Genomic DNA, 25,283 nt, shown 5'->3' with positions numbered 1-25,283 from the left:
GGGAATTCACCCCAGCGTCCGCAGGATGTCCTTCATTAGCAGCACCAGATGCAAGGGGTCGGTGGGGGACGGCTCAAACTCTGGAACGAGATGCAGATAGAACGCCCTGGCCGAGGAGCTCTCGGTATGGACCAGCAACCCCTGGCAGCCCACTTCGGCCCCGATCTGTGCCGTGCGGCTGATCACATCCGCCAGTAGAGCGGCACCGAGGCCACGCCCTTCATGGTGAAGGTCGACGCCGAGCCGTGCCAGCAGGGCAACGGGCTGGGGATAGCGACCGGCGCCTTTGCGCAGCCGCGGCGGAGCCTGAGCAGGAGAGATGCTGGCCATGCACCAGGCGTAGTAGGCCACCACATTGCTGCTATCGGCTTCGGTGACCACGAACACCCTGCTGGTGCCACCACGGGCATGGGCCTGGCGAGCATGCTTTCTCAACCAATTCGTCTGCTCCTCAGATCGGCATTCAAAACCGTCGAGACCGTCGCTGGACGCCAGCAGCCGGGGTGACAGGTAGCCGGCACTCACTCCTGGAACGGTGAAGGCCGATCCATCAGAGCGCGCAGACCCTTCAGCGACCGTGCCGGCCGTTGATTGATACGGTCCCAGGCGTCGAGCGCCTCAGGGTTGAGGTGGAACCCTTCGCGGTCGGCCAGCACCTGCTGGGCGGCTAGGCGCAGATGGGTGATCACGAATCCCGTGAGATCGGTGCCGGAAGCAGCCACCGCCCGATCAATCAGTTGGCGATCCTCCGCCGTGGCACGAACTTCAAGGCGCCGATCCCGGGCGCGGGCGGGGGCGTTGTTCATCGGCCGGACTCTTCGTACGTCCATCGTACGGCCAGTGCCAGTTCATAGGCCCTGAGACACCGGTGGCACTTCCCTGTGCAGCCGCCCCAGCCCCTTGGCCACCCGCGCCGTTTACTCCTTCACCGGCTTCCCCGGCCTCCCGGAGCGCCACCTCTACCTCCACCATGACGGCTACCCCACCGGAGCCGCCTGGCGTTTCGCCACGGCCCTGCGCCAGCGGTCGGAGCCGGAGGCCTTCGCGGCGGCGTTCCTGGCCAGCCAGCCCGGCGCCGAACCCCTGGCCGCCCCCGAGCAGGCCGCCGATGCCGAGTACCGCTACCGGGTGCAGCTGCTGGCCGGCGGCGGCGCGCTGCAGGTGGCCTGCTGGCGCCGGCTGCCGGGCGGCACCTCCTGGCAGCCCCGCTGCGGGCCGATGGCCCTGGAGCTGTTCATCCGCCGCTTCCTGCCCGGGGATCCGCTTGGATCAGGCCGTTGTGGTGGCCTCAGCCCAGCCAGTCCTGGGGAAGGTGGGCCAGGGAGCGGAACTCAGGATCCTTGTGCACCAGCACCGCCCCCTCCTGCTCAGCGGCGGCGGCGATCCAGGCATCGGCCACGGAGAGGGGATGGGTGGCCTTGATGGCCGCCGCCCGGTCCAGCAGGGCGTCACTGGCCGCCACCCAATCCAGGGACAGGGAGCGCAGCTGGGCATCGGCAAGGCGGGCGACCCGTTCGCCTTCGTCCTTCCACACCCGGTAGAGCAACTCCATGCGGCTCATGAAGCACACCAGGCAGCTGTCCTGGCGGGCCTGGGAGCGCTGCAGCAGTTCCGCGACGCGCTCCGCGCCGGTTTCGTTGTCGCGCAGGGCCAGCAGGGCGGAGGTGTCGAGCAGCCAGCGGCCGGCCATCAGGCCTCCTGCTGGCGATCGTGGCGGCGATCGGCGAGCAGACGGGTGGTGGCGCCTCCGCCGCCGGAGCCGCGGAAGGCGGTGATCGGATCCAGGGCAACGGGAACCACACGGATGGACCCGTCGCCCTCCACGATCCATTCCAACCGCGTGGACGGACCCAGCTGGAAGCGTTCGCGGATCGGGGCCGGAACCACCGTCTGGCCGCGGGCGGTGATGGTGCTGCGCATCGTCTGAATTACTGCTGTTGAGTCATCGTAATTCAGATGGCCTTGGCCGGATGCGTAAGGGATGGCCACGCACACCCACGGCCAGCTGAGGCACGTCCTCGGGGCTGGACGTTCAGCGCCCCCGCTTCAGATATCGCCGCACCTGCTGGGGCCAGTCGCCAGGCAAATCACCCGGCCGCACGGTCGTGCTGACCATCGAGGCCAGCAGGGGCGTGCCCCCCAGCCGCAGGCTCTCGCCCACATGCAGCAGCACGGCCAGGCCGATCAGCAGCCAGGCCACCAGGTGCAGGCTGTAGGCCAGGTGGTGCAGCTGGCCGTCCCGCAGCCAGTCCTCCTGCATCATCTTGCCGGTGGCCACCGCCAGCACCAGGGCCCCCAGGGCCATGGCGTTGGTGGCTCGCCGCAGACGCGCCCGGCCCAGGGTGAGGGCGTAGGCGGCGAAGGCCAGGCCCAGGGGCAGCAGCAGGAAGCCCGCCTGGCCGTGTAAGTCGATCCAGTTGCCGCCGGGGGTGAACGGCAGCCGCCCCCAGCGGCCGTCGTAGCGGCTGTAGACGAACAGCCCGCTCAGCCAGGCGGCCAGTACCAGCAACGCCGTGACCCCATGGGTCAGCCGCAGCAGGGAGGGTTGGTAGGGGGGGCGCGCCATCAACTCAGCCGGCGAAGATCATCAGCGTGTCATGGCCAAAGGGCCTGGAGCGGCAGGCTTCGGGGCAGGGAATGAGGGATGTGTTGCACCGCACGGGACACCCCAAGATGGAGGAACCGGGATGGGGCTCTGCTGGCTTCGCCTGGAAACCCCCCAGACGGAAACGCCTGCCATGAGTGCTCCTGCTGTCTCTGTTTCGGCACCACCGGTCGCCCGCCAGAGCCCCTGGCCCCCAAGGCTGGCGCCCCTGCTCCTGGGGCTGTTGCTGGTGCTGACCCTGGCCCCCGGCCTGGCCCTCGCCGCTGAAGGCCAGCGTTGGAGCCTCCGCGACCAGGACGACAACCGCTGGTCGCTGCGGATCTTCGCCCAGTCCGATCCCGCCTACCCCAGCGGCGATCGCCTGCGGCTCAGCGCCCTCACCCCGGGGGTGGCTGTCGATCACGCCGGCCCCCTGCTGATCAGTGATGGCACCGGTGGCGCCTGGACCCTGGCCAACCGCAGCGAGGAGCTGGTGCCCGCCGATGGCGGCGCCCTGCCGGAGGGATCGGCCCAGTTCGACATGGCCGACCTGCTGCCCCGCCCCAGTGGGGCCCTGCCCCTGGCCCTCACCCTGCCCCTGAGCGGAGAGGCTGCGGCGGTGCTGATGCTCGGACCGGAAGAAACGGGAGCCCTGCACGCCTGGCGCGACCCCGGGGCCCCGGCTCAGGAGGGGTGAGGTCTGGGCAGCACCGTGATCGAGCCATTGTTTTCCAGAATCGCCACGTGCACGTTGTCAACGGCGGTGCAGCCTGCCGATCGAATCGCCGCATCCAGTTCATTCCGCGTCAGCTGCGAACGCCGGAGCACATCGCCATAAATTCTGCCGTTGTGGACCAGCACCTGAGGTCGACCCTCCACGAACCTCTCGATGGCTTTGCTGGAGCTTGTCGCCGCCCCAACGAGATGGTTCAAGGCAATCAGGGTCAAGGCAGAGATCAGGCCGCCGATCAGTGAATTGTCGCCGCCATTCATGGAGTTCTGTACGGCGTTCGAAAGAATCAGCAGCAGCACCAGATCAAAGGTGGCGAGCTGGCCGACCTGGCGCTTCCCCGTCAGGCGCAGGAGCACCAGCAAAAAGATATAAACAACGGCACCTCGGAAGACGAACTCCCAGATGGGGATGGAAAGATGCGCCATCAAAGCAATCTCATCTGCCGATGCGGATGCTGCGCAGCGAATCCATCAAGCCCAGAATATTGAGCAGCCAGACCACGACCGCTACGACGACGACAATGTTCAGGATGCGTTTGATCTTGCCATCCATGGGGATGTAGTTGTTGACGAGCCACAGCAGCACCCCGACAACGATCAGGGTGATGATCAGCGAAATCAGGGACATGAAGAGATCTCCTCGGGATGAACGTTGAAGGGGTGAATGCCAGTGGCAGACTGTGCCCTGCCAGGCCTGAATAGGCTTGTTGCAGCCCATCTGCCGCAGATGTGCACTTCATGCGTGCTGGTTTTCCAGGTGGGTCCACGATGCAGGTGGCACCATTTTGCTGGTCCCATGTCTGATTGCTTTGGGGACTATCTGCGCACGATCGGTCGCATTCCCCTGCTGACACCTTCAGAGGAACTGCATCTCGGCACCCTGGTGCAGGAATGGCGTTCCCACCCGGCTCCGGGCCCTGGTCTGGAACGGCGGGGGCGACGGGCTTTCGCGCGCATGGTGACGGGCAATCTGCGCCTGGTGGTGTCGCTCTGCAAGCAGCAGCACAACCGCATCCGTCTGATGCATCTGGATCCGATGGATGTGGTCCAGGCCGGCAACCTTGGCCTGATCCGTGCCGTGGAGCGTTTCCTGCCCGAGCGGGGCTGCAGGTTTTCCACCTACGGCTCCTGGTGGATCCGCCAGTCGGTGCACCGCCATCTCCAGGAGACGACGGGGCTGATCCGGGTACCGCCCCAGATGGCGGCCCTGGCCCGCAAGGTTCACGCGCTTCGCATGGCCTCGGCCCAGCCCCTGTCGCTGGCGGCGATCGGTGCCGAGCTGGGTGAGAGTGTCAAACGGCTGGAGACCGTGCTTCAGGCGTCCCACGACCTGCAGACTCTTTCCCTTGATCAGACCCTCGGAAGTGGCGATGGGGAGGTGTCTCTGACCGATCTGATCGGTGATCCCAGCGAGCCCGGTCTGCAGGACGACTACCACTGGCTCCATGGTGAGATCAGCCAGCTGAACCCCACCGAACGTCAGGTGCTGCAGCTTCGCTACACCGACGACGGATCCCCGTCGCTGGCCCAGATCGGCACGTGCATCGGCATGTCCAAGCACAAGGTGCAGCATGTGGAACGAAAGGCGCTGCTCAAGTTGCGGCAACGCCTGGCCAAGGCACTGTGATCCCTGGAATCGCCTCGCTCTCACACGGTCCGGCCGCTGAGCAGCCGGGAGACAATGACGATCAGGGCGATGACCAGCAGAAGATGGATGAAGCCGCCCATGGTGTAGGACGTCACCAGTCCAAGCAACCAGAGAATCACCAGAATGACGGCGATTGATTCCAGCATTGGGGTCTCCTATGGATAGGGGGTGAATGGATTGGAATGGCGCTTAATTGATCTTGTCCGCCAGCTTGTCGGAGGCGTCACTGGCCTTGCGGGCCAGGGCTTTGGTGCCGTCCTTCACGGCTTCTGTCGCGTTCATGGCGGAGGCTTGCACCTGCTTGGCTTTGCCTTTCACCTGGTGGCCTGGATCACCGGTGATTTCGCCATAGGCGGACTCCAGCTTGCCTTCGGTTTCCTTGGCTTTGGCGGACATCTTGTCGGACATGGTGGCGATGGCGATGGGGGTGATGGAGGAGGCATGGCTGGCCATGGCCGTGGCTGGCCATTGGATCATCAGGGTGACAACCAGGGCAGCCACGGAGGCCAGCGAGAGCAGGCGTCTTCGGAGGCGAATTCTCATCAGGTCTTCCTTCTAGGGGGTGCCTCCTTTCTCTACCCAGCTTCGGGCTCGGCGAAGACGCCCGTTGTCGCCACTTGGGCCCGCAGGATGCATCATCTGACGGTTGTTCAGTGGTGCCAGTCTGTCTGGGCTCTGTAGCGATTCATTTCTTTGTTGCTGCACTCTGCTTCGCTTCTGCCATAAGCAGCCAGACCCGCTTGCAGGCCGCCATGAACACCACCCGCCTGGAGGCCTTCAGTGACGGCGTCCTGGCCATTGTCATCACGATCATGGTGCTGGAGATCAAGGTGCCCCACGACACCGAACCGGCGGCCCTGGTGCCCCTGATTCCTGTCTTCCTCAGCTATCTGCTGAGCTTCGTCTATATCGGCATCTACTGGAACAACCACCACCACATGCTGCATACGCTGCAGCGCGTCAGCGGCCCAGTCCTGCTGGCCAACCTGCATCTGTTGTTCTGGTTGTCGCTGGTGCCGTTCGCCACCGGCTGGATGGGCCAGAACCACCGGGCGATCGCACCGGCCGCCCTCTACGGGGCCGTGATGGTGATGGCGGCTGTGGCCTACTTCATCCTGCAGGGGCGGATCATCGCCAGCCAGGGCCCCGACTCCCTGCTGCGCCGCGCCGTGGGTCGCGACTGGAAGGGACACACCTCCCTGACGCTCTACCTGGTGGCGATGCTGGCGAGCCTGCGCTCCCCGGCCTTCGCCCAGGCGATCTATGCGCTGGTGGCCCTGATGTGGCTGATCCCCGATCGCCGCATCGAGCGGGTGCTGTCCGACTAGGCGCTCTGGACGCTCACCAGCTCCTGGGCCGTGAAGTGGGCGGCCTGCTCCAGCAGGTGCCGTTCCTCTTCATCGGCCCGGGTGCAGGCGAAACCGTAGCGGGCCCTCAGCCAGCGGCTGGAGTGCACCGCCCTGCTGGGCACCTGAGGCTCAGGCCACCAGGGCCGACCAGGTGAAGGCCAGGCCGATGCCCATCAGCAGGCCGGCGGTCAGGCTCACCGCACCGCTGGAGGCGTTCTGGCGCCAGCGCCGCACGGCCGTCAGGGCCACCACCAGCAGCAGGGTCTGGCTCACCAGCAGACCGGCCAGATAGAAGCCGATCGGGGCCGGTTCCCAGCCGATCACGGCGCCGCTGAGGGCGTAGCCGTGCAGCAGGAAGGCGGGCACCAGCACGGCCGGTGGCAGGCGGCGGGCCAGCACCAGGCCGGTGAGGGCCACCGACAGGGCCACCAGCGGCTCGACCCAGGTGAGGCCGGGAAGGGCCAGCCCCAGGGCATTGCCCACCAGGCCGCAGCCCAGCAGGGCCAGCACCCAGCGGAAGGGGTGGACGATGCCCACCAGGCCGATCGCCAGCAGGAACAGCAGGTGGTCGGGGCCAAGGATCGGGTGGGCCAGGCCGCTCAGCACCCCAGTGAGGGGGCCGGGCTTCAGGCCGGTCAGATCCATCACGTGGTGCGCCGAGGCCGGGGCCGCCAGCAGCAGGGGCAGGGCGACCAGGGCGACCAGGGCAATGGGCGTGGCGATGGGCGTGGCGATGGGCCGGACGCCGCTCCGCTCAGCCAAAGAAGGCAGGTTCATGGGAAATCTCCGGTCCTCGCCGGCAGGAAATGGGGTCGAGTGGGGGTGAGCGTTCTGACTGAGGACGCCGGGCCGGGAAGCCTGGTGTCCATCACAGCTGCGGGACAGCGGCGGACTCGGGCTACCCCTCACCGCCTTTCCTCCTTGCGTCCTCCCCGTGAAGGGGAGGAACCTCCTGGGCGCCATCCTCTCCCCTTCCCGGTCAGAAGCTGCGGTCATCGGGCGGCAACGTCACCGGCTGCGGTCACAATGGGTGGACGGTTCCCGGGGTTCACCTCCGGGAGGAAACGAGGAAAGTCCGGTGCACGGCTGGGTTCGCCCCGTCGTCATTCCGGCGCTGTCCCGCAGCTGTGATGGGGTCACCCTCAGCCAGAACGCTCGCCGTGAACCGTTCCTTCCATCCCCGGCGCGGACCGGGACCCTCGATGACCCACTTCTCCGGCCTCCGCTCCTGGATCCTTCTGGGGGGCGCGGCCGCCCTCGGTTTCGTGCTGATCGGCCAGCCGGCCCAGGCCCACGGCCTGGCCCACGGCGGCCTCGGCCACGGCTTCCTCCACCCCATCACCGGCGTCGATCACCTGTTGCTGCTGATCGGCGTGGGTGCGGCCGCGTCCTACGTGTCCGCCGAGCTGCTGCTCTGGGGCCTGGCCGGTGCTGTGCTGGGGGGCCTGGCCGGTGCCATGGGCTTCGCCCTGCCCTTCGCCGAGGTGCTGGCGGCCCTGGCGATCTCGGCGGTGGCGCTGCTGATCCTGCGCTCCCACCGGGATGGCCGCAGCCCAGGGCTGGCCTTCGCCGGCACCCTGGTGGCCGGTGCTGTTGCCCTCCACGCCCTGCTGCACGGCGGTGAGGCACCGGTGGATGGCTCAGCCCTGGGCTGGTGGGCGGGGGCCCTGGCGGCCTCGCTGCTGGTGGGCGGTGGTTCGTTCCTGGCGCTGCGCCGCCTGCCCCTGGTCTGGACCACCCGCCTGGCCTTGCTGCTGGCCGTGCTCGGTGGCGCCCTGGCCCTGGTTCCCCTGGCCGCTCAGGCCGGCTGAGGTCCCGCCTGCAGGGAGGCCGCCATCGCCAGGGCGCCCTGGCAGGCATCGCCGGCGGCCGTCACCAGCCGGCTGCTGGGCACGGCCAGCTCCAGGCTTCGGGCGAAGGGGCGGCGCAACTGTTCCAGGTGGCGCAGCGCCCCGCCCATCGGGCACACCGGCGGCCCCACCAGATCCAGGCCCCTGGCCACGCCTGTCGCCATGGCCGCCAGTGCAGCAGCGTTGCGCTCCATCACCGCGATGGCCACCGTTTCGCCGGCCCCGGCTTGTTGATCGACCACCGGCGCCAGCCGGGCGAAGCCGGCGGGGCCGAAGCTGGCCGCCACCACCAGGGCCTTGAGCCGCTGCGCTGAACCTGGATCGTCCGGGTCGAGCTCCAGGGCGGCCCACAGGGCCCGCCGCAGGGGCGCGTCGGCGAGGCGGCCATCAGCCATCTGCAGGCTCAGGGCCAGGCCGTCCCGGCCGATGTCCATGGCTGAGCCGGCCCCATCCAGCAGCCAGCCCCAGCCAGCGCAGCGGTGCTCGCGCCCGCTCCCGTCGCGGCCGACGGCGATGGTGCCGGTGCCGCTGATCACCACGATGCCGGCCCCGTCAGGGAAGGCCCCGCGCAGGGCGGTGCGCTCATCGCCGCTGACCGCCACCCGCTCCAGGGGTAGTCCCAGGGCATCCGCCGCCAGGGCCTGGCCCTGGGCCTGCACCGGGGAGCCCTGCTCGATGCCGCTGGCCCCCACGGCGGCCGCCACCAGCACGGCGGCCGGGCTGCCGCCCTTCACGCCGGCCATGGCCCGCTCCAGGCTCTGGCGCAGGGCGGCGCCAAAGCGTGCGGGACCCTCCGGGGCCGCCAGGTGGCAGACCCCGGGGCCGTCCCCTTCGCCAATCACCTGGCCGTCCTGCGCCAGGGCCAGGCGGCAGCTGGTGTGGGTCTGGCCGGCGTCGAAGCCGGCGATCAGCCTCACGGCTGTGGCTCTGCCGGTCGGGCGGCGGCCGCCAGGGTGGCCAGGCTGAACAGACCGATCAGCTGCACCTCCGGCCGGAAGAAGATCGTGTCGGTGAGGCCCTGCACCCCGAGGGCCGCGAACACGGCCACCGCCGCCAGGCTGGGCAGGGCCAGGGGGGCGCTGCTGCGCCACTGGCCCAGGCCCACCTTCACGGCGCTCAGCAGCAGGCCCAGCCCGGCGAGCAGCCCGGGGATGCCGGCTTCCACCAGCAGCTCGAGGGGGATCGAGTAGGCACTGAGGGCGTTGAACTTGGGCTGCTGATACAGCGGATAGATGAGGTTGAAGGCGCTGTTGCCCGGGCCGATGCCGATCCAGGGGCGGTCCTGGATCATCGCCAGGGCGGAGGTCCAGACGTTGATGCGGAAGTTGTTGGAGCTGTCCTCCCGGCCCGCCACCAGGCTCATCACCCGCACCCGCAGGGGCTCCACCTGGGTGACCAACACAACCAGCACCACGGTGGCGCCCACCAGGAGCAGCAGGGGGAACAGGCGCCGCCACAACGGCGGCCAGTCGCGGGTCTGGCGCAGCACCAGCAGCAGGGCCAGCAGGCCGAGGGAGGCCACCATCCCCATCCAGGCGCCGCGGCTGTAGGTGAGCACCAGGGCCACCAGGCCCAGCACCAGGCTGGCCAGGGCGAACAGGCGCCGGCCCCGCCCCTGCCAGCGCAGCAGCGCCACCACGGCCAGGGGCAGGATCGGCAGCAGGTAACCCCCCAGCAGGTTGGGGTTCTCCAGGGTGCTGTAGATGCGCACCGTGCCCTCGGCCACCGAGTTGTTGTCCGACCAGCGGGCCAGGGCCCCGGGGGCTTCGTAGAGCTGGCGGATGCCGATCACGCTGGTGACCAGCTCGCCGGCCAGCAGGGCGCCCACCAGCCGGTCCCACCAGACCGGGGCGGTGGCCAGCAGCTGACGCATCAGGGCATAGACGCTCAGGTAGCTGAGCAGCTTGAACAGCCCCACCAGGGCGGCCTTGGGCACGGGCGAGAAGCCGGTGGCCACCACGGCCACCGCGATCACCAGCAGCAGCCAGATGTTGATGGCGCCGAGGCGACCCGGCGGGGTGCGCAGGGCCCAGACCACCCAGAGCAGGGCGGAGGCGGCGATCAGCAGGCTCAGACCCGCCCGGGTCACCAGGGGCAGGCCGGCCATCAGGGCGCAGAGGATCCAGCCCGCCACCAGGGGCAGATGGGCGCCGAGTCGGCCGGCGGGCCGGCCGGCCAGCAGCCCCTGCCAGCGCAGCAGCAGGGGCACGGGAGCGGGGGCAGGCACCATCAATCCGCTGCAGCGTCGAGGCGATTATCGACGCCACTGGTGGTGGGTTCCAGCTGGGCTTCCAGATCGGCCAGTGGCGGCAGGGGGGCGCTGTTGCGGCGGTAGAGGCTGCGGTGCACCGGCTTGCCCTCGGTCAGCACCTGACCTTCCCGTTCGGTGGCCACCGGCAGGGGATTCCGCTCGGGGCCGCATTCCTCGGGCCCGGCCAGCTCGAAGGCGCCGCTGGCCTCCACCAGCTGCCGCATCGGGGCGATCAGCGCCTCCACATCGCTCTGCAGGAACAGGGACCGGCGGGGGGCCAGGGCCGCGGCGATCGCCAGCAGCAGGGCGGGCTGCAGCACCCGGCGCTTGCGGTGGCGCAGCTTGAACCAGGGGTCGGGGAACTGCAGGGTGACCAGCTCCAGCTGACCCGCGCTCAGCAGCGCCAGCCACTGCGGCAGGTTGACGTTGGCGTTGCCGTAGAGGAAGCGCAGGTTGGTCAGCCCGTCGCGGCGGCGGTCGTCCTCGGCGGCCTCCACCAGGGTCCGGCGGATCTCCAGGCCCAGGTGGTTGCGCTGTGGTGCCAGGGGGGCCATGGCCAGCAGGAAACGGCCCCGGGCCGAGCCGATATCCAGATGCAGGGGCAGGGAGGGATCGGCGAACAGCTCGATCAGCGGCGGCAGGGGCCGTGCCAGCTGGTGGATCCGGCTGAGGGGATTGACGTGCTGGCGCACCATCAGAGCGGTGTGGCGTCGCCCCCGGGCGGCTCGTTCGGCACCAGGAACCCCCAGCTGGCGGTGTAGCCGTGCAGGTGGGTGGTGCCGCCCACCGGGCCGATCTCGCCGTTGCAGAACAGGCCGGCGATGGGCACGGTGCCGAACACCTCCCGGCAGAGGCTCACGTCGCCGTCGACCTCGCCGTAGAGGCCTTCGCCCCGCCCCAGACAGGCGAACAGGAAGGCGGCCAGGGGCTCACTGCGGCGCCGTGACTGGCGGGCCAGCAACTGGCGGGATTCGTCCCGGGAGGCATCGGCATCGCGGAGCTGGAACTGCACCTTCTGGCCGACGCGCATGCGTTCGCCCACCGCCACCGCCCCGTTGCGGGGATCGACGCCGATCAGGTTGCGCACCAGGAAGGACCCGGGCGCCTCTGTCACGGGGGTGAGGGCGGCGCTGGGGAGGCTGAAGTCGCTGCGTCCCACGCCGAGGAACAGGGAGTGCTTCACCTGCTCCCGCTCGGCCGGGGTGAGGTCGGTGAGGATCGACTGCAACGCCGCCACGGGGCTGTTGCGGGTGCTGCCGCAGCTCACCTCGATCACCACGTTGCGCTGGGCCTGCTCCACCTCCAGCACCGGGCCGATCGGCCGGCAGCCCTGGGCCACCAGCGGATCGAGACGCCAGGAGCCGCTGATCAGGCAGCCCACCGCACCGGTGCGGACGGTGTCGGCAGGGTCGCTGTCGCCAGAACCACCGCTGCCGAAGAGCAGCGAGCCGTGGGCGGCGCTGTGGGGGCCGGCGATGCCGCCCACCTTGGTGGTGTTGGGGTAGGCGTAATCGAGGCCGCTGATCAGGTCGTTGATGGCGGTGCCGGTGGGATCGAGCAGCAGCAGCATCGACTGGCCCTCCTCCAGCTCGGCCCCCACCCGCTCGCGCCAGGGCTCGGCCGGACCATCGAGGTCGGGCAGGGCGGTGGTGTCGATGGCGAAGGGGCGCAGGCTGGCGCCGGGCAGCCGCAGCAGGGTGACCGCCAGGGCCGGCTGGTGCTCGATCTCATGGGGCGCGCCGGCTGGATCGGTGCCCACCACGCCGCCGCCGACGCAGCCCAGCCAGTGGGCGGCGCTGAGCTTCTGCTGCAGCAGGGGCAGCAGGCGGGGCAGGTCGCTGGCGTAGCTGGCGGAGGCGAACACCAGGGCCAGGTCGGCCTCCGGGGCACCCCGGAGCTGCTCGAACACCTGGTTGACCGCTTCCTGAAGCGAGCTGTCCCGGCCCAGGGCGGTGCGGCACCAGGGGCCGCCAGGACGGCGTTGCAACCAGGGAAAGGAGGGAAGGGAACCCATCACCGGACCCTATCGCCTGGGGGGCACACGGATAATGGCGCCTTACCGAACCGAGCGGACGTGCCGGAACAGCTCTATCGCTCCCTGGTCTGGCTCGACGTGCGGCTGGGAATGCTGTTCGCCGTGGGGCTACCGCTGGTGCTGCTCCTCTGGGCGGCCCTCCGCCGGGAGCAGGCGCTGGTGCGCCTGATGGGCCTCTATTGGAAGGTGGCCAGCCTGCAGCTGATCGCCCTGCTGCTGCTCACGGGTAACCGCCCCACCGGCTTTCTGCTGCTGGTGGTGGCGCCCCTGCTGGTGGTGGCCAGCCTGTGGTTCTGGGTCGATCTCAACGAGGAGCTGGCCGACATGCCCCCCTGGCGGGCCCTGCCCCTCACCCTGCGCCTCTGGCGCTGGAGCCTGACCCTGCTGTCGCTGGCCGGGGCGAGCCTGGCCGTGACCGCCCTGCCCTGCATGGGCGGCGCCGGCGCCACGTTGCCCCTCTGCCGGGTCTGGCAGGAGGCGCCCCTGGGGCTGCACGGTGTGGTGGCCAAGGTGTTCGCCTTCGTGTTCGGCGGGGAGTGGACGACGGGGGTGGCCGCCTTCGTGGGCTACGCGGCCCTGGTGGCCTACGTGGTGGGACTGCTCCAGTGGCTGGTGGTGCGCCTGCCGCGGCTGGGCCGGGTGGCCGGCGAGTTCTGAGTGTTGCTTCGGTGCTGTCCCCCATGACCGACACCACGCCCGACGCCGCTTCCCCCTCCGTTGCCGCCCTGCTGGCCGCGCTGGAAGAGATCAGCCGCCAGCGCCCCGACCGGGTGCTGCGCCTGGTGGGCACCCTGCCGCTGCCGGAGCCGGGGGAGGACGAACCGTTCGAGCTGCTGATCTTCCGTGGCTTCTCCAGCAGCGTCACCCACCCCACCGCCTTCGACCCCGACCAGCCGGCCCTGCCGGCCTCGGCCCGGATCGCGGCGGCCGAACTGCTGGCCGGGCCCCTCAACCCCAGCGACGAGCGGCGCCTGGCGGGACCGCTGCCGGCGGAGACGTTCCTGGATCCGGGGGCCTGGGAAGGAACGGCAGGGGGCTGAATCGGCAGCTTCACCCAACCCCGTCCGTGCCGATCCCCTGGATCAACCAGGGCCCGTTGGCCGGCTTTTTGCCCTATGCCCCCAGACGCATGGGCGGCTCGCCGGTTTGTCTGATTCAGCCTGAGCCTCGCTCGAGCGACCGCAGCGACAGCGGTGCTGACGTCAAGCTGACCGCTTGCCCTTCAGCAAAAAGACCTTGATGGGGCCTTTGCTTTTGATGTCGATGAGGCCGCGCTCTTCGAAACGGTAACTGGAATTGAGTAGCGCGTGGGTCTCTGGCGTCACCTGGATTTCTCCAGGAACGCCATGCGATTCCATCCTGGAAGCCGTGTTCACGGTGTCACCCCATAGGTCGTAAGCGAACTTTCGCTTACCGATCACACCGGCTATCACAGGCCCGGAATGGAGGCCAATTCTGATCTGCAACGACTGCCCCGTTTCGTTGTTGTGCTGCTTAATGACCTGCTGCATGTCCAGCGCCATTGCCGCCATCTGCTCGGCATGGTTGGAGCTTCGGGTAGGCACTCCGGCAACGGCCATGTAGGCATCGCCGATGGTTTTAATTTTCTCGGCCCGATGCTTTTGGCTGAGGTCATCGAACTGAGTGAAGACTGAATTCAATAACGTGACCAACGCTGTTGGGCTGACGGTCTCTGTGTAGCGCGTAAATCCAACGATGTCTGCAAACAGAACCGTTGTTTCGTCAAAATTGTCAGCGATGAGAGCGTGGCTTTGCTTCAGTCGCTCCGCGATCGGAACCGGGAGAATGTTTGTGAGCAAGCGATCTGAGCGGTCACGCTCGATGGCCAGATTGCGTTCGGCTCGGTTGATCACCTGGAAGGCCACGCTCCCCATGGCGATACCGCAAAACAGGAAGCCCGCCAGGTTGCCAGCCTTTCCCATCGCCCAGTAATTGGCTGACAGGTTCTGCATGAGACCCTTCGGCGGCACAGGCAAGGCGAAATCGACAGCGAAGAAGCAGACCCCCGTGAAGATCATCACCGCAAACATCCAGCGCCGTTGCGTTGCCGGAAACATCAGACACTGCAAGAACACGCAGACGACCAGAAACACGTCCCAGCGCGATTCTGTGCCCATCAGGACCTGATAGGTGCTCAGGAACAGGGTTGCGGCCACTGCAAACCAGACCCTGGCCAGCAGGTAAAGCCTGAGCTTGTTCCAGAGCAGAACAATGCCGATGAACAGACCATGGGCCACAAAAAGGAGCAATAGCGAAGCTGGCACCTGAAAGATCAAGCCAAGCGCCAGGTTTTGGGCGACGAGGATGAGCACCAGTAGCACAACAGCATTCAGGAACACAATCTGCCGAGTCTCGGTGGCAGGTGTTTTCCTGTCGATCCCAATGCCGATCAGTTGGCTCCAGTAGCGTTTCAGCATGTTCACGATCAAAGGCTTTCTGTGCGCTTAGCCTGCGGAAATATCAGTTGATCCATTGGTGGAATCGTATTTCAAAAACCCGATCACCAGTAACGACCATGCGATGATCAGCCCTAATCCGGCGCCGATATGCGTCAGTTTGAGCACGAGCTCTTGCCACGGTTCGCCGCCGGTGGCACCTGCCTGACTCGCTGCAATCGACAACGGCTGCAGCGTTCCCCACCAGGCATTGGCGAGTTCGGAGAGAGCCATGGTCCATGTCAACCAGGCCGCCAAGACCATCACCCAGATGGACTTGATGCCCACGCGATGGGGGAGCGCCAGCAGAGAAGTTGCTTGCACGATGAACAGCATGCCGTTGGATACGAACTGGATATGGGCACCCAGGGCGAGTCTTGGGTACGGAGTGCCGGGTACGACAAGGCCCCACACCAATCCGACCAGAACGAGAACCATGCCGTGAATCAGCAGCTGTCGACTGCCGCTCTGGACGTTCATACGTGAAGGCCTCTATTTGTGGCCCGATGCTATGCCGCGTGCGCCATGGGGGCCAGCCCACCTGAGTGAAGCTTCAAGGGGCACCTGACGGGAGGACGCTTGCGTCAGCCCTGCATTTGGTCATCGGGCCGACTGGGGTCCTGGCCCGGAGAAGCCGTCTGAGCAGCGCCCCGGGTCGCCGCTACCGCTCGATCCGCCTTGGACGTCTGGCGGTGTCGATCAGCAGGTTCTGCAGGAGCACGCGGCTGTGGGCGAGGGCGGCGCGGAGTTCCGTGAGTTCCCTCCCGCTACCAGGGCGAATCCTTCGCGATCAAGGACCAGGTGTCCTGCCACCATGGGCCAGGTGGCAGAGAGGGCATGGCCTTGAGGGATCCAATCAGGGACTTCTTCAGCTTCCTGCTGGGGGGTGTGCTCTTTTCGATGGGAGCGTTCCTGTTCTTCAACCAGGTGATGGTCAGCTCGGTGCCCATGGGCCTGGGCCTCCGCTTCGGCCGGCGCGCCGCGGGTGGCTGGGGTGGTGCCGGTGCGGCCTGGGGCGGCGGCTGGGGGGGCGGTTTCGGCTTCTCCCAGGGCCTCGGTGGCGGCTTTGGCCTGCTGCTGATCCCGCTGACGATCGGGGTGTGCCTGCTGTTCGCCCTGCGCAACCAGCGCTGGGGCTGGTTCCTGGTGCTGGCATCGGTGGCGGCCCTGGCGGTGGGGATCCTGCAGACCCTGATCATGAGCTTCCAGCCCACCTCGCTCTGGAACCTGCTGACGATGTTCGCCCTGATCGGCAGCGGCGGTGGGCTGATGTTCCGTTCTCTGATGGCCTACGACGATGGCAAGGACCGGCAAGACCGAGCGGAACATGGGGAGCGGGAAGACCGTTGACGACCTGATCGTCGAAATGGAGCCGGTTCCTCCCGGGGGACGCCCCCCGAAGCCACCGGCCCTTCCCCCTTCATCCGGACCCTCCCGGTTCCCGATCCTCCAGCGGCTGCTGGTGCTGGGGCTGGTGGTGCTGGGCTTCGGCGCCGGCTGGATGGCGGCTGGCCTGCGGGCGTCCCTGGCGGAGAAGCAGCCAGCCGGCGGGCGGGGCGAGAGCCGCCAGGACCTGCTCGCCGATGGCTGGGTGGAATCGGATCAGGGGGTGTTCACCCGCCGCTGCCAGGGGATCTGCCGCAAGCCCCGCCTCTATGGCGGCGGCATCATCGACGTGATGGAAGTCGCCTGCCTGGAGCGTCCCTGCGGCGACATCCAGGCAACGTTCGCTGTGCTCGATGGCCAGGGCCAGGAGGTCGACAAGGTGGTCGAAGATCGAATCGGACGGCAGGGGGAACGGCTGCAGCTCGTGATCGAATCGCAAAAGCCTCAGGCCAAGAGCTTCGCCCTCCAGTCGTTCACCGCCCGCGCCAGGGTGGAGTGATGCTTCTGTTGGATTCACCGCCTTGAAGACACTCCGCTTCGACGACGGCGCTGCCATGCCGATGCTCGGCCTGGGCACCTGGAACGCCCCTGCGGGGGAGGTGGGCGCGGCGGTGACGGCGGCGATCAAGCTGGGCTACCGCCACATCGACTGCGCCGCCATCTACGGCAATGAGGCGGAGATCGGCGAGGCCCTGGCGGCGGCGATCCGCTCCGGCCTGGTGAAGCGGGAGGAGCTCTGGATCACCTCCAAGCTCTGGAACAACGCCCACGCCCCCAAGGACGTGGCCCCGGCCCTGGAGCGCACCCTGGCCGACCTGCAGCTCGACCACCTCGATCTGTACCTGATCCACTGGCCCGTGGCCTTCCGGCCAGGCGTGCTGATGCCCGAGAGCGCCGACGACCTGCTGTCGCTTGAGACCCTGCCGATCGCGGCCACCTGGGCGGCGATGGAAGCGGCCGTCGACGGTGGCCTGTGCCGCCACATCGGCGTCAGCAATTTCGGCATGGCCAGCCTCTACGGCCTGCTGGGGCAGGCGCGGATCCGGCCGGCCATGAACCAGGTGGAGCTGCATCCCTATCTGCAGCAGAAGGGGCTGTTCGCCTTCTGCGAGGCCCACGGCGTGCACCTCACGGGCTATTCGCCGCTGGGGACTCCGGGCCTGCCCCCCCCGATGCGGCCCCCAGGCCAGCCGGTGCTGCTGGAGGACCCCACGATCACGGCGATCGCCACGCGGCGCGGCCTCACGCCGGCCCAGGTGGTACTGGGCTGGGCCCTACAGCGCGGCACCGCCGTGATCCCCAAGTCGGTGTCGCCGAAGCGCCTGGCCGAGAACCTCGCCGCCGCCGAGGTCGAGCTGGCTCCTGAAGATATGGAGGCGATCGACGGGCTCGACCGGAGCCATCGCTTCATCGACGGCTCCTTCTGGGTGAAGGAGGGCGGCCCCTACACCCTGGAGACCCTCTGGGCCTGATCTCTGTCTACGGGTGGTTCGGAACCGTGTACCACCGCTGGACATGGGAGGTTGTCGCCAAAGCAATTGCAGCATCGGGGTGCCAGGCAATCAACGCGACCTGGAGGCAGGCGCAGACACGGTCTTTGCACCCTGCGCAACAACCTCTCCATCCCCCGGACAGGGTTCCTGCCTTGGCAAATCTCGCACCAGACTTTACGGATTCCGAATCAGTGCCCCTCACCGCTCGATGCACGGTAGGGTGATCAGAGAACATCGCCTGCATTGTTCCGGGCGTGATGACTGGGCCCATTGGAGGAACATGGAATGGCTGATTGCCGCATCAATCCCTGTGGTTTCTGGCTGGGATCTAAGGTTGACGGGTGGCCGGCCGTAGCGGCAGGTTTGTGGCTCATGGGGAGCTCGGGGTCAATCTCCCTGTGAGGGAACTCTAGATGGACTTTGACTTCAAGAAGGGGCTATCGAATAGCCACATCGTTGTCCTGGTGGTGGGGGCCCTTGGTGTCGCTTTGGTGACATCACTGGGTGCCCAATATGTCATCGAACTGGACCGCACGCAGGCCGGCAACAGGGCACCAACTCCAAAGGACAGCTACGAGATCAGTAAGCTGGATGCCGAAATCCGCCAGATCCGCAGCGATACCGCCGGCAGTCTGTTTGCCCTCAAGGTGATCGCCCTCTTTGTGACCGTGGGCGGTGCCGTTGGCGGCTACCTCATCGGGCAAAGCCGTACAACCCAGGCAAGGATCGGCTTCGAGGACAGAAAGAATGTCGACGACGTCTATCAGTCAATCATCCAGGAGCTGGCGGCCGAGTCGCCGGTTCTGCGCGCTGCCGCTGCGGTGAAGCTTGGCTCGGTATTGAACTCCTTCCCGGCGGAGTGGAACGTCAGCGGCGGCCGCCGTGAGCAGCTCATGCAACTGACCAAGCAGGTTCTGGCGGCGGCCTTGTCCATCGAGAGTGACCAGAAGGTGTTGAAGACGCTGACCATCAACTTGATCCTTTACAAAGCCAAACCGGACGACCCTCTGGCTGACGTGCGGGGCATAGACCTCTCAGGAGCGAAGGCCCACGATGCCTATTGGGCTCGTTGCGATTTCAGCTACGCGGATTTTTATGCCGCTGATTTAGCACGAACTTCATTCCGTAAATCCAAGCTGACGGGTGCCCAGTTTCGGGAAGCTTCGGCCACGAACGCTGTCTTCAATGAGGCCGATTGTACCGAAGCGAACTTCAAGATGGCCGACTTGCGCGGCGCGTCATTTGAGAATGCCACCTTGGATCGCACGAATTTCGAGGGCGCCCGCGTGCATGCCGTCTGCCTCGCCGGAGCAACACTCAATAACCTACCGCCCTCCGTGGTGGATCTATCGGAGGCAGGGGATGGCAGCCAATTGGTGCCGATCAGCCAATGGCTTGGCACGACAGTCCAGGCCTTGCCCTAGCCTCCCCCCCCCCCCCATGGGTGCGCCAAGGGAGGGTCATGGGACCACCATCAGGGATCCAGTGCCTGGCAGAGCTGGTGGGGTGAGCACGCCGCGGTGAGCCGCCGGCGCAGGTAGGCGATGGCCAAGTCGCCGCATTCGGCCACCAGCCGCTCGCGGCGGCCCTGCTCCTGGGTGGCCGCCAGCCAGAGCAGGTGGCCGACGGTCTTGACCAGCACGTAGGCGATCAGGTGCCCCTCCTCCGCGTTGAGGTGGCTGCCCTCAGCTGAAGCCTTGAGGGCGATCAGGCCGCTCCAGTGGTTGATCAGCCGGACGTCGGCCTCCTCCTCGATGGCCAGCAGCTCGGGGGTGGCGCTTTGCACATCCAGGAAGATGGCCGGGTAGCCGGGGTGGTCGCGTAAGAAGCGATCGGTGAGGGCCACGGCGGCGGTGATCGAGGCCTCCAGGGAGAGGGTGCGGCCGTCCCCCCGGTCGAAGAAGGCCGTGAGCAGCTCGTGCAGCTGCTCGGCGTAGAGCTGGGCGAGGCTGCGCAGGATCGCCCCCTTGTCGGGGAAGAACTGGTAGAGGGAGCCGATCGGGACCCCGGCTCTGGCGGCGATGGCGTTGGTGGTGGTGGTGCTGCCGACGCCGCCTGCCACGAATAGCTCCTCGGCCGCCGCCAGGATCCGCCGCACCCGTTCCTGGCTGCGGGCCTGGCGGGGCTGACGGCGCAGGGGCGAGGTCACGCTGGGGGCGGCTGTGGCGTCGGCCATGACGGGAAGCGGCAGACCGGGAAAACCTGAGCGATCCTCGCATCCCATTGGCAAAGGCGAGTGATGCTCATGTGTTCTATGACGTGAGGACTGCTCACGTTCCTTCGCGCTCATCCCGATGACCACCACCGTTTTCCGCCCCAATCCCGCCCCCACGGCCGCGTCGTTCGAGGCCCCGGAGCTGCCGCCCCAGCTGTTCCGCGTCCTCGGCACCTTCGTGGCCATGAGCGGCGGCGACACCGACCTCGAGCTGGTGGGGGCCTTGGCCGACGCCCTGCTGGAGACGCCCTCCTATACCCTGATGGCCGAGCAGCTGCGACGCGACCCGGCCTGCGCCGCGCTGATCGAGGCGCGCTGGATCCCCCCGGCCCACGACCTGGAGCAGCTGGCCGCCCTGCCCGAGGGCAGCCTCGGCCAGGCCTATGCGGCGTCGCTGGCCCGCCTTGGCTACGACCCCAACCTGCACGCCGGCATGGAGCCCGGAAGTGATGCGGCCTATGTGGTGCTGCGGCTCAGCCAGACCCACGACCTCTGGCACGTGCTCACCGACTTCGACACCACGGTAACGGGCGAGATCGGCCTGCAGGCCTTCCATCTCACCCAGTTCCCCTACCCCCTGGGGGCCATGCTCACGGCCCAGGCCCTGCTGACCTCCACCCTGGCCCCCTTGCCCTCGGCCCAGGCCGAACAGGAGGGAGACACCGATGCCGTCGCCCGTCGCTTTGACCTGCTGCTCTACAACCTGCAACTCTCCTTGCTGCGAAGCGAATCCCGCTTCCTGCGGCTCCAGAAGCAGGTGCGCCAGGTGACTCGACGGAAGTGACAGTGGCAATCCGACGCTTCCCATGGCTCCGATCTAACCGCCAAAGAGGTCATGGGGGAACTGGTTGGTCTTCATGATGCCTACCGCCGTGAAGTCGCATCCTGGAAGATCAGGCATCTGGTCGAGCAGACATCCAAAGTCTTTGAACCATTTCGAGTTTGGGCCGATGGTTTTGATCAGACGTGCAATCACCACCGATGCGCCATAAAGCCTCTGCAGTGATACCTCATCGTCAATCCAGTGCTCCATAAATGAGTCTCCCTTGAGCATCGGCAGAGGATTTTTGCTGGCATAATTCCAAACACGAGAATGATGCGCACAGCGATTGCGAAAGTCGCTGATGCCGCGTAGCCAGTCGCCCAGAACCTTTGGGTTGTCAATCTCAAAGCGCTTGGCGATTTCTAGCTGGTGACGCCGTTTGAGCAGACCGTAATACCGAGAAGCCAGCCCGAAGCTCCACGCTTCTACGACAACCCAAAATGGCATGGTCTTGTCGTTCTGCTTGTGCCAGAGGATGCAGTCCTCAGAGCAGCGAGAGAGGTGCTTCCCGTGATCTTCGACCCACTCATTCCAGGTGTTGCGCTTTTTGCGAGACTTTCTGTCCTGATAGTCTTGCAGAAAACGCTGATTGATGAAGCTAGCCATCGTGTGCGCGACGGGGTCGAGGCGCCCAAGCTCATGTGCTATTACGGTTCGGATGAACTTCAATCCTCTCAATGGCATCAAGGACGGCGAGCCTTAAACGCTTGTCATACAGATATAAATCTAAAATCCCCTGCAGGCTTGTGCCCGGCATGAAGGCATCAAGGCGCCTGGGCTTACCAGTTTGTGTATCGAGAACAGCTTCTCCTTGAGAATCGATTTCAATTTCGCGGCATGGGTACCAAAAGCCGCTCAGGCGGTAGTAGCCAATCTGCGACAGCTTTCGAGCGGCTCGCTGAGGGTCAGGCCCGACGTCCATCCCTCTCGCGCTGAGGAGATCAACGAGTTCGGAGTAAGACCTGAAGGGTTTGGGCGGTTTGGGGCTGGGGGAGGGCGACAATGGCTCCCTAGGCCAAAATGGATGGCTCAAGCGTGATGCAGCTCATGGCTGCAACAGGGGCTTGAGCTCTATCGATGGAAGCATGCAAGGTGAAGGGGGGAGCTGTCAACCGCCCTTCACCGACCAGAAATGACGAGGTGCTGACGCAAAAAGCCTGCAGTGCAGGCGATCTGACGATGATCAGGGCCGCTTTGGCAATTTCAAGCCATGCTGCGGCGCTGCAACACCAGGCGAAACCGAGGGCTGCCCGCCGCTGATCTGAGGCTCTCCCCTCCGAGCCCCGTTCCCTCCGCGGCTCGACCCTCTGGGTCTTGCTCCGGGCCTCTCCAGTCTGGGGCCTTCCTGACGTCAGGCCCCTACTGGGATCGGTCCCGTCGCTGCGCCGCTCTCGGCGCCGAGTCCATGGCCATGCTTTCTGCTGCTGCCTCACCGTTCTGCCGGCCCATCGCACCGGAAGGTGCGTTCTGCAAACCAGAGGAAGATCCGTTCCTGCTGCTCGAATCAAGCCTCAAGGCGATTGAGCGGATCCTGCTGCTGCGGCGGGGGCTGCCGCTGCGCCGCACCTGGATCGAGCAGCCCTATGGCGAGGAGGAGATCACCCTGCTGGAGGAGGAGGTGATCCCGGCGATCCAGCAGTGTCTGGCGCGAGTGGATGAGCTGGATGAGCGGTTGCTGGCCCAGCAGGAGCTGCTGCACCGCTGCCAGCTGGAGGCTGAGCGTGAGGTGCTGAGTGCGTTGAGGCTGCAGATGGCCTGAGGTCCAGGGCCGGGGGCTGCGGCCCCCTTCCCCATCAGGTCTTCTGGTCGCTGGCCGGGGACGGCTATCTGCGCGAACGCGGTTCGTACAAAACTCACCGGCATCTCATCTCGACTCGCTTACCCAACCCAGCAGGCCAATCCCGATGGGAGAGTTATAGGGTTAGCCTCACTCCGGCTCGGGGAGGGTGGAACCATGGCTGCTGGCCGTACTGACACCCTGCCTGCGCTGATGGCTGCCTGCCGTCCGCGGCAGTGGACCAAGAACCTGCTTGTGTTCGCGGCGCCGCTGTTCGCCTTCCGCTTTGAGGCCGCCGTCTGGCTGCCGGCCGCAGGGGCACTGGTGGCGTTCTGCCTGATCTCCAGTGCCATCTACCTTCTGAACGACTGCCTGGATGTGGCAGCCGATCGCGCCCATCCCACTAAACGCAACCGCCCGATCGCCGCCGGACTGGTGAGCATGCCGGCAGCCCTGACGACCGCTGCGGTGCTGGCGGTCGTGAGCCTCTCCCTGGCGGCCTGGGTGGCGCCTGCCCTGGCCGGGGTGGTGCTGCTCTACGGACTGATCCAGGTGGGCTACTGCCTGCAGCTCAAGCGGGTGCCGCTGCTGGATATCTTTTGCATTGCTTCCGGCTTCCTGCTGCGGGCCATTGCCGGTGCCGTTGCGGCACAGGTACCGCCGTCGCCCTGGTTCCTGCTCACGGCGGGGCTGCTAGCTCTCTTTCTGGCGATCGAGAAGCGCAAGGCTGAGCTGCAGGTGGCTCAGGTCCGGGGCGTGATCACCCGCAAGGTGCTCGAGCGCTATTCGCTGCCGCTGCTACTGCGGCTGGAGAGCACGGTGGCCACCAGCGCTTTCATGAGCTACTCCCTCTGGGCGGCGGGCCCTGCGTTGCGGGGGGCACCGACGAGTTGGATGCTGCTGACGGTGCCGTTCGTGCTGGTGGGGATCTTTCGGTATCAGCTGCTGAGCGACCCGGAGGAAGCGGAGCGGCGGCGGGAGCGGACGCCTGAGCAAAGCAGCGAGAAGCCGGAGGAGATCCGGCTGGGGGATCGGGGCATCAAGCTCACCCTGGTGGGGTGGTTGGTGACGACAGCGGTGATCGGGTTGCTCAGCAGGGTCAGCTGATGGGCCAGACGGTGGGCAACAGGGTCGCGGTCTTTGATGTGGATGGCACGTTGCTGCGGGGCGATTGCCTGTGGCTGGCCGCCCGCCGCTCCAAGGGAGCCATAGGGCAGCTGCTACTGGCCGCCGTGGCCGTTCTGCCCTGGCTGATTGGCTGGCAGTTACGACTGGTGAGCACCGGCCGGTTCAAGCAGCAGACCATTGCCGCCTTTGGTGTGTGTGAGGCGGCCAACCGTGCTAAAGCTGCGGGGCACGCTGATTGGCTGCTGGGCGCGCTGCGATTACAGCTGCGGCCGGAGGCGCTGCAGCGGTTGCGCTGGCACCAGCAGCGCGGTGACCGGGTGCTGCTGTGTTCAGCCTCGCCCCGGCTGCTCTTGCAGCCCTTGGCCGATTGGCTCGGAGTAGAGCTGCTCTGCACCGAACTGCAGCAACACGACGGGCGCTGGATCCCCAAGTTGGCGAGCCTTAACTGCAAGGGCCCGGAGAAGGTGTGTCGCCTCGAGCAGCATCTGGGCCCATTGGATGGGCTTTCGATTGAGGCCTACGGCGACAGTAAGGGCGATCGCGAGATTCTCCAGGCTGCTGATTTTCCTCATTATCGCAGTTTTCTGAGCGAACCCTGTTCCTATCCGGCTTTCTCTCTTGGGCCACCATTGCTGGTCGTGGCGATTGCACTACTGAGCTATGGGCTGCTAGGAGTTTGGATTCAGGGTGATCGATTGCTGCCTCTATTGCGAAGCTTGTGGCCTCAGATTTGCCAGGGATTGCTATTAGTGCTTCTGGCATTTGCAGTCCGCTATAGCCGCTGGAGATCACTCCTCGCATCCATAAACCAAAAACCGCTGATTTCAGCTGATGCGCGTATCTGGATGGGCTCATATGCATTCACTGCAACACCTGGCAAATCTGGAGAAGCAGTGCGCGCGCTTCTATTGAATCAGGAGTGCGGGATTCCAATTCCGCCCACATTAATGGCACTAGTAGTGGAGCGAATCACTGACGGCTTAGCTGTGCTGGTCTTGTTATCTCTAAATCTTCCTCTACTGTTTAGTGGCGATGTTCCCCTAGTGGTTCCGATTGGTTCTGGACTACTTATTGTTCTCATTTGTTCGTTGGTTTTGCGGAATCAATGGGCCAAGAGACAGCTCAAGGTTGCCGCAAAAAGTTTGCTGCCCTCCAGGCTAGCCAGTGCCGGCAGCGAGGGGCTTTCGGCGCTGAGGCAGCTCTTGCGACCTTGGTTGCTTCTCCAATCCACCTTTATTGGGGCGGTGGCTTGGAGCCTGGAAGGGCTGAGCATCTGGCTGCTGCTTCGAGGGATGGGCGTTGAAGTTGTGGATATTGGCGGCGCGATAATCGCCCATACTCTTGCATGCCTAGTAGGTGTAATAACGTTGCTCCCAGGTGGGCTAGGAAGCAGTGAAGCAAGTACAATAGGCTTGCTTTCTCTGCAGGGCGTACCTTTATCGATAGCTACCGCTGCGACTTTGCTAATCAGGCTAATGACCCTTTGGTTCTCCACAGCCATGGGAGTTGCGTGCCTTCTATGGCCGCGACAAAGATAATCATGACAGCAGGCTCAC

Annotated in this window: 32 protein-coding genes, 1 pseudogene and 1 riboswitch; of the genes and pseudogenes, 14 read left to right on the top strand and 19 right to left on the bottom strand. The window is 66.2% G+C overall.

From position 1 onward, the window contains the following. Nucleotides 1-6: 6 nt before the first annotated feature. The 5 genes from KBZ12_RS09585 to KBZ12_RS09565 form a co-directional block, all read right to left on the bottom strand. Nucleotides 7-435: a GNAT family N-acetyltransferase gene (locus tag KBZ12_RS09585; RefSeq protein ID WP_254957706.1), complete on the bottom strand. Its 429-nt coding sequence runs from the start codon at nt 433-435 to the stop codon at nt 7-9. Nucleotides 436-521: 86 nt separating this feature from the next. Beyond that, nucleotides 522-806, bottom strand: a complete 285-nt coding sequence (locus KBZ12_RS09580) for a DUF1778 domain-containing protein (protein WP_254957705.1) — start codon at nt 804-806, stop codon at nt 522-524. Nucleotides 807-1,288: 482 nt separating this feature from the next. Further along, a complete protein-coding gene (locus KBZ12_RS09575) occupies nt 1,289-1,690 on the bottom strand; it encodes a PIN domain-containing protein (RefSeq protein ID WP_254957704.1) in 402 nt (133 codons plus the stop codon). After that, nucleotides 1,690-1,920 (bottom strand): AbrB/MazE/SpoVT family DNA-binding domain-containing protein, encoded by a 231-nt coding sequence (locus KBZ12_RS09570; RefSeq protein WP_254957703.1) that lies wholly within the window; start codon nt 1,918-1,920, stop codon nt 1,690-1,692. The genes KBZ12_RS09575 and KBZ12_RS09570 overlap by 1 nt, the downstream gene beginning before the upstream one ends. A 112-nt stretch (nt 1,921-2,032) precedes the next feature. Beyond that, entirely contained in the window at nt 2,033-2,566 is a 534-nt protein-coding gene (locus KBZ12_RS09565; RefSeq protein WP_254957702.1) for a cytochrome b/b6 domain-containing protein, read from the bottom strand. 172 nt (nt 2,567-2,738) lie between these two features. Between KBZ12_RS09565 and KBZ12_RS09560 the strand changes: the two genes are divergently transcribed. After that, nucleotides 2,739-3,281: a DUF3122 domain-containing protein gene (locus KBZ12_RS09560; protein ID WP_254957700.1), complete on the top strand. Its 543-nt coding sequence runs from the start codon at nt 2,739-2,741 to the stop codon at nt 3,279-3,281. Here the strand turns inward: KBZ12_RS09560 and KBZ12_RS09555 are convergent. Then, complete coding sequence (locus tag KBZ12_RS09555) at nt 3,269-3,742, bottom strand: DUF421 domain-containing protein (RefSeq protein ID WP_254957699.1); 474 nt, start codon at nt 3,740-3,742, stop codon at nt 3,269-3,271. The genes KBZ12_RS09560 and KBZ12_RS09555 overlap by 13 nt on opposite strands. 10 nt (nt 3,743-3,752) lie before the next feature. Continuing rightward, nucleotides 3,753-3,944, bottom strand: coding sequence for a Thivi_2564 family membrane protein (locus tag KBZ12_RS09550; RefSeq protein WP_216920574.1), 192 nt, complete (start codon nt 3,942-3,944; stop codon nt 3,753-3,755). 168 nt (nt 3,945-4,112) lie between these two features. Between KBZ12_RS09550 and KBZ12_RS09545 the strand changes: the two genes are divergently transcribed. Further along, complete coding sequence (locus KBZ12_RS09545; protein WP_254957698.1) at nt 4,113-4,943, top strand: RNA polymerase sigma factor RpoD/SigA; 831 nt, start codon at nt 4,113-4,115, stop codon at nt 4,941-4,943. A 20-nt stretch (nt 4,944-4,963) separates the two neighbouring features. On the opposite strand, the gene KBZ12_RS09540 is transcribed toward KBZ12_RS09545, so the two are convergent. After that, nucleotides 4,964-5,110, bottom strand: a complete 147-nt coding sequence (locus tag KBZ12_RS09540; RefSeq protein WP_254954032.1) for a lmo0937 family membrane protein — start codon at nt 5,108-5,110, stop codon at nt 4,964-4,966. A 43-nt stretch (nt 5,111-5,153) separates the two neighbouring features. Next, complete coding sequence (locus tag KBZ12_RS09535) at nt 5,154-5,465, bottom strand: CsbD family protein (RefSeq protein ID WP_254957697.1); 312 nt, start codon at nt 5,463-5,465, stop codon at nt 5,154-5,156. A gap of 251 nt (nt 5,466-5,716) precedes the next feature. Here KBZ12_RS09535 and KBZ12_RS09530 point away from each other — a divergent pair, with 251 nt between their 5' ends. Further along, nucleotides 5,717-6,292, top strand: a complete 576-nt coding sequence (locus tag KBZ12_RS09530; RefSeq protein WP_254957696.1) for a TMEM175 family protein — start codon at nt 5,717-5,719, stop codon at nt 6,290-6,292. Here KBZ12_RS09530 and KBZ12_RS09525 read toward each other — a convergent pair. Both KBZ12_RS09525 and KBZ12_RS09520 read right to left on the bottom strand, forming a co-directional pair. Further along, nucleotides 6,289-6,435 carry a hypothetical protein gene (locus KBZ12_RS09525; RefSeq protein ID WP_254957694.1) on the bottom strand — a complete coding sequence of 49 codons (147 nt, stop codon included), beginning with the start codon at nt 6,433-6,435 and terminating at the stop codon, nt 6,289-6,291. The genes KBZ12_RS09530 and KBZ12_RS09525 overlap by 4 nt on opposite strands. A 7-nt stretch (nt 6,436-6,442) precedes the next feature. After that, the gene (locus KBZ12_RS09520; protein ID WP_254957693.1) at nt 6,443-7,090 is read right to left on the bottom strand and encodes a HupE/UreJ family protein; all 648 of its coding nucleotides are present in this window, start codon (nt 7,088-7,090) and stop codon (nt 6,443-6,445) included. 241 nt (nt 7,091-7,331) lie between these two features. Next, a riboswitch (cobalamin riboswitch) is annotated at nt 7,332-7,491 on the top strand. Here KBZ12_RS09520 and KBZ12_RS09515 point away from each other — a divergent pair. Next, on the top strand, nt 7,474-8,124 hold the full coding sequence (locus KBZ12_RS09515; protein ID WP_254957692.1) for a HupE/UreJ family protein: 651 nt from the start codon (nt 7,474-7,476) through the stop codon (nt 8,122-8,124). It overlaps the preceding riboswitch by 18 nt. Here KBZ12_RS09515 and KBZ12_RS09510 read toward each other — a convergent pair. The 4 genes from KBZ12_RS09510 to KBZ12_RS09495 are packed head-to-tail and all read right to left on the bottom strand — an operon-like array spanning nt 8,112 to nt 12,428. Beyond that, nucleotides 8,112-9,080, bottom strand: coding sequence for a BadF/BadG/BcrA/BcrD ATPase family protein (locus tag KBZ12_RS09510; protein WP_254957691.1), 969 nt, complete (start codon nt 9,078-9,080; stop codon nt 8,112-8,114). The genes KBZ12_RS09515 and KBZ12_RS09510 overlap by 13 nt on opposite strands. Further along, on the bottom strand, nt 9,077-10,393 hold the full coding sequence (locus tag KBZ12_RS09505) for an IctB family putative bicarbonate transporter (protein WP_254957690.1): 1,317 nt from the start codon (nt 10,391-10,393) through the stop codon (nt 9,077-9,079). The genes KBZ12_RS09510 and KBZ12_RS09505 overlap by 4 nt, the downstream gene beginning before the upstream one ends. After that, nucleotides 10,393-11,106 carry a tRNA (guanosine(46)-N7)-methyltransferase TrmB gene (gene trmB / locus KBZ12_RS09500; RefSeq protein ID WP_254957733.1) on the bottom strand — a complete coding sequence of 238 codons (714 nt, stop codon included), beginning with the start codon at nt 11,104-11,106 and terminating at the stop codon, nt 10,393-10,395. The genes KBZ12_RS09505 and trmB overlap by 1 nt, the downstream gene beginning before the upstream one ends. A gap of 2 nt (nt 11,107-11,108) precedes the next feature. After that, on the bottom strand, nt 11,109-12,428 hold the full coding sequence (locus KBZ12_RS09495; protein ID WP_254957689.1) for an FIST N-terminal domain-containing protein: 1,320 nt from the start codon (nt 12,426-12,428) through the stop codon (nt 11,109-11,111). 60 nt (nt 12,429-12,488) lie between these two features. On the opposite strand from KBZ12_RS09495, the gene KBZ12_RS09490 reads away from it, so the two are divergent. Both KBZ12_RS09490 and KBZ12_RS09485 read left to right on the top strand, forming a co-directional pair. Next, nucleotides 12,489-13,106, top strand: a complete 618-nt coding sequence (locus KBZ12_RS09490; protein WP_254957688.1) for a DUF3177 family protein — start codon at nt 12,489-12,491, stop codon at nt 13,104-13,106. A gap of 23 nt (nt 13,107-13,129) precedes the next feature. Continuing rightward, the gene (locus tag KBZ12_RS09485) at nt 13,130-13,489 is read left to right on the top strand and encodes a hypothetical protein (protein WP_254957687.1); all 360 of its coding nucleotides are present in this window, start codon (nt 13,130-13,132) and stop codon (nt 13,487-13,489) included. Between the two features lie 162 nt (nt 13,490-13,651). Here KBZ12_RS09485 and KBZ12_RS09480 read toward each other — a convergent pair whose 3' ends face one another. Next, complete coding sequence (locus tag KBZ12_RS09480; protein WP_254957686.1) at nt 13,652-14,887, bottom strand: adenylate/guanylate cyclase domain-containing protein; 1,236 nt, start codon at nt 14,885-14,887, stop codon at nt 13,652-13,654. A gap of 27 nt (nt 14,888-14,914) precedes the next feature. Continuing rightward, entirely contained in the window at nt 14,915-15,385 is a 471-nt protein-coding gene (locus KBZ12_RS09475; protein ID WP_254957685.1) for a hypothetical protein, read from the bottom strand. 357 nt (nt 15,386-15,742) lie between these two features. Here KBZ12_RS09475 and KBZ12_RS09470 point away from each other — a divergent pair, with 357 nt between their 5' ends. From KBZ12_RS09470 to KBZ12_RS09455, 4 genes are all read left to right on the top strand, one after another. Then, nucleotides 15,743-16,255 carry a hypothetical protein gene (locus KBZ12_RS09470; protein ID WP_254957684.1) on the top strand — a complete coding sequence of 171 codons (513 nt, stop codon included), beginning with the start codon at nt 15,743-15,745 and terminating at the stop codon, nt 16,253-16,255. A 16-nt stretch (nt 16,256-16,271) separates the two neighbouring features. Continuing rightward, nucleotides 16,272-16,790 (top strand): hypothetical protein, encoded by a 519-nt coding sequence (locus KBZ12_RS09465; protein WP_254957682.1) that lies wholly within the window; start codon nt 16,272-16,274, stop codon nt 16,788-16,790. 22 nt (nt 16,791-16,812) lie between these two features. Then, nucleotides 16,813-17,763, top strand: coding sequence for an aldo/keto reductase (locus KBZ12_RS09460; protein WP_254957680.1), 951 nt, complete (start codon nt 16,813-16,815; stop codon nt 17,761-17,763). A gap of 434 nt (nt 17,764-18,197) precedes the next feature. Beyond that, a complete protein-coding gene (locus tag KBZ12_RS09455) occupies nt 18,198-19,208 on the top strand; it encodes a pentapeptide repeat-containing protein (protein WP_254957678.1) in 1,011 nt (336 codons plus the stop codon). Nucleotides 19,209-19,258: 50 nt separating this feature from the next. Here KBZ12_RS09455 and KBZ12_RS09450 read toward each other — a convergent pair whose 3' ends face one another. Further along, nucleotides 19,259-19,960, bottom strand: a complete 702-nt coding sequence (locus KBZ12_RS09450; protein WP_254957677.1) for a TetR/AcrR family transcriptional regulator — start codon at nt 19,958-19,960, stop codon at nt 19,259-19,261. 118 nt (nt 19,961-20,078) lie between these two features. Here KBZ12_RS09450 and KBZ12_RS09445 point away from each other — a divergent pair, with 118 nt between their 5' ends. Beyond that, nucleotides 20,079-20,783, top strand: coding sequence for a Coq4 family protein (locus tag KBZ12_RS09445; RefSeq protein ID WP_254957676.1), 705 nt, complete (start codon nt 20,079-20,081; stop codon nt 20,781-20,783). A gap of 33 nt (nt 20,784-20,816) precedes the next feature. Here the strand turns inward: KBZ12_RS09445 and KBZ12_RS09440 are convergent. Next, nucleotides 20,817-21,744 (bottom strand): annotated as a pseudogene (locus KBZ12_RS09440) (Abi family protein). 483 nt (nt 21,745-22,227) lie between these two features. Between KBZ12_RS09440 and KBZ12_RS09435 the strand changes: the two are divergent. From KBZ12_RS09435 to KBZ12_RS09425, 3 genes are all read left to right on the top strand, one after another. After that, nucleotides 22,228-22,581 carry a hypothetical protein gene (locus tag KBZ12_RS09435; protein ID WP_254957674.1) on the top strand — a complete coding sequence of 118 codons (354 nt, stop codon included), beginning with the start codon at nt 22,228-22,230 and terminating at the stop codon, nt 22,579-22,581. 195 nt (nt 22,582-22,776) lie between these two features. Next, nucleotides 22,777-23,706 (top strand): decaprenyl-phosphate phosphoribosyltransferase, encoded by a 930-nt coding sequence (locus KBZ12_RS09430; protein WP_254957673.1) that lies wholly within the window; start codon nt 22,777-22,779, stop codon nt 23,704-23,706. Beyond that, nucleotides 23,706-25,265, top strand: a complete 1,560-nt coding sequence (locus tag KBZ12_RS09425) for a flippase-like domain-containing protein (RefSeq protein WP_254957672.1) — start codon at nt 23,706-23,708, stop codon at nt 25,263-25,265. The genes KBZ12_RS09430 and KBZ12_RS09425 overlap by 1 nt, the downstream gene beginning before the upstream one ends. Nucleotides 25,266-25,283: the final 18 nt, after the last annotated feature.

It is taken from the genome of Cyanobium sp. Cruz CV13-4-11 (assembly GCF_024346055.1).
Classification (GTDB): Bacteria; Cyanobacteriota; Cyanobacteriia; order PCC-6307; family Cyanobiaceae; genus Cyanobium.
This window is presented reverse-complemented; position numbering and strand designations above follow the sequence as displayed.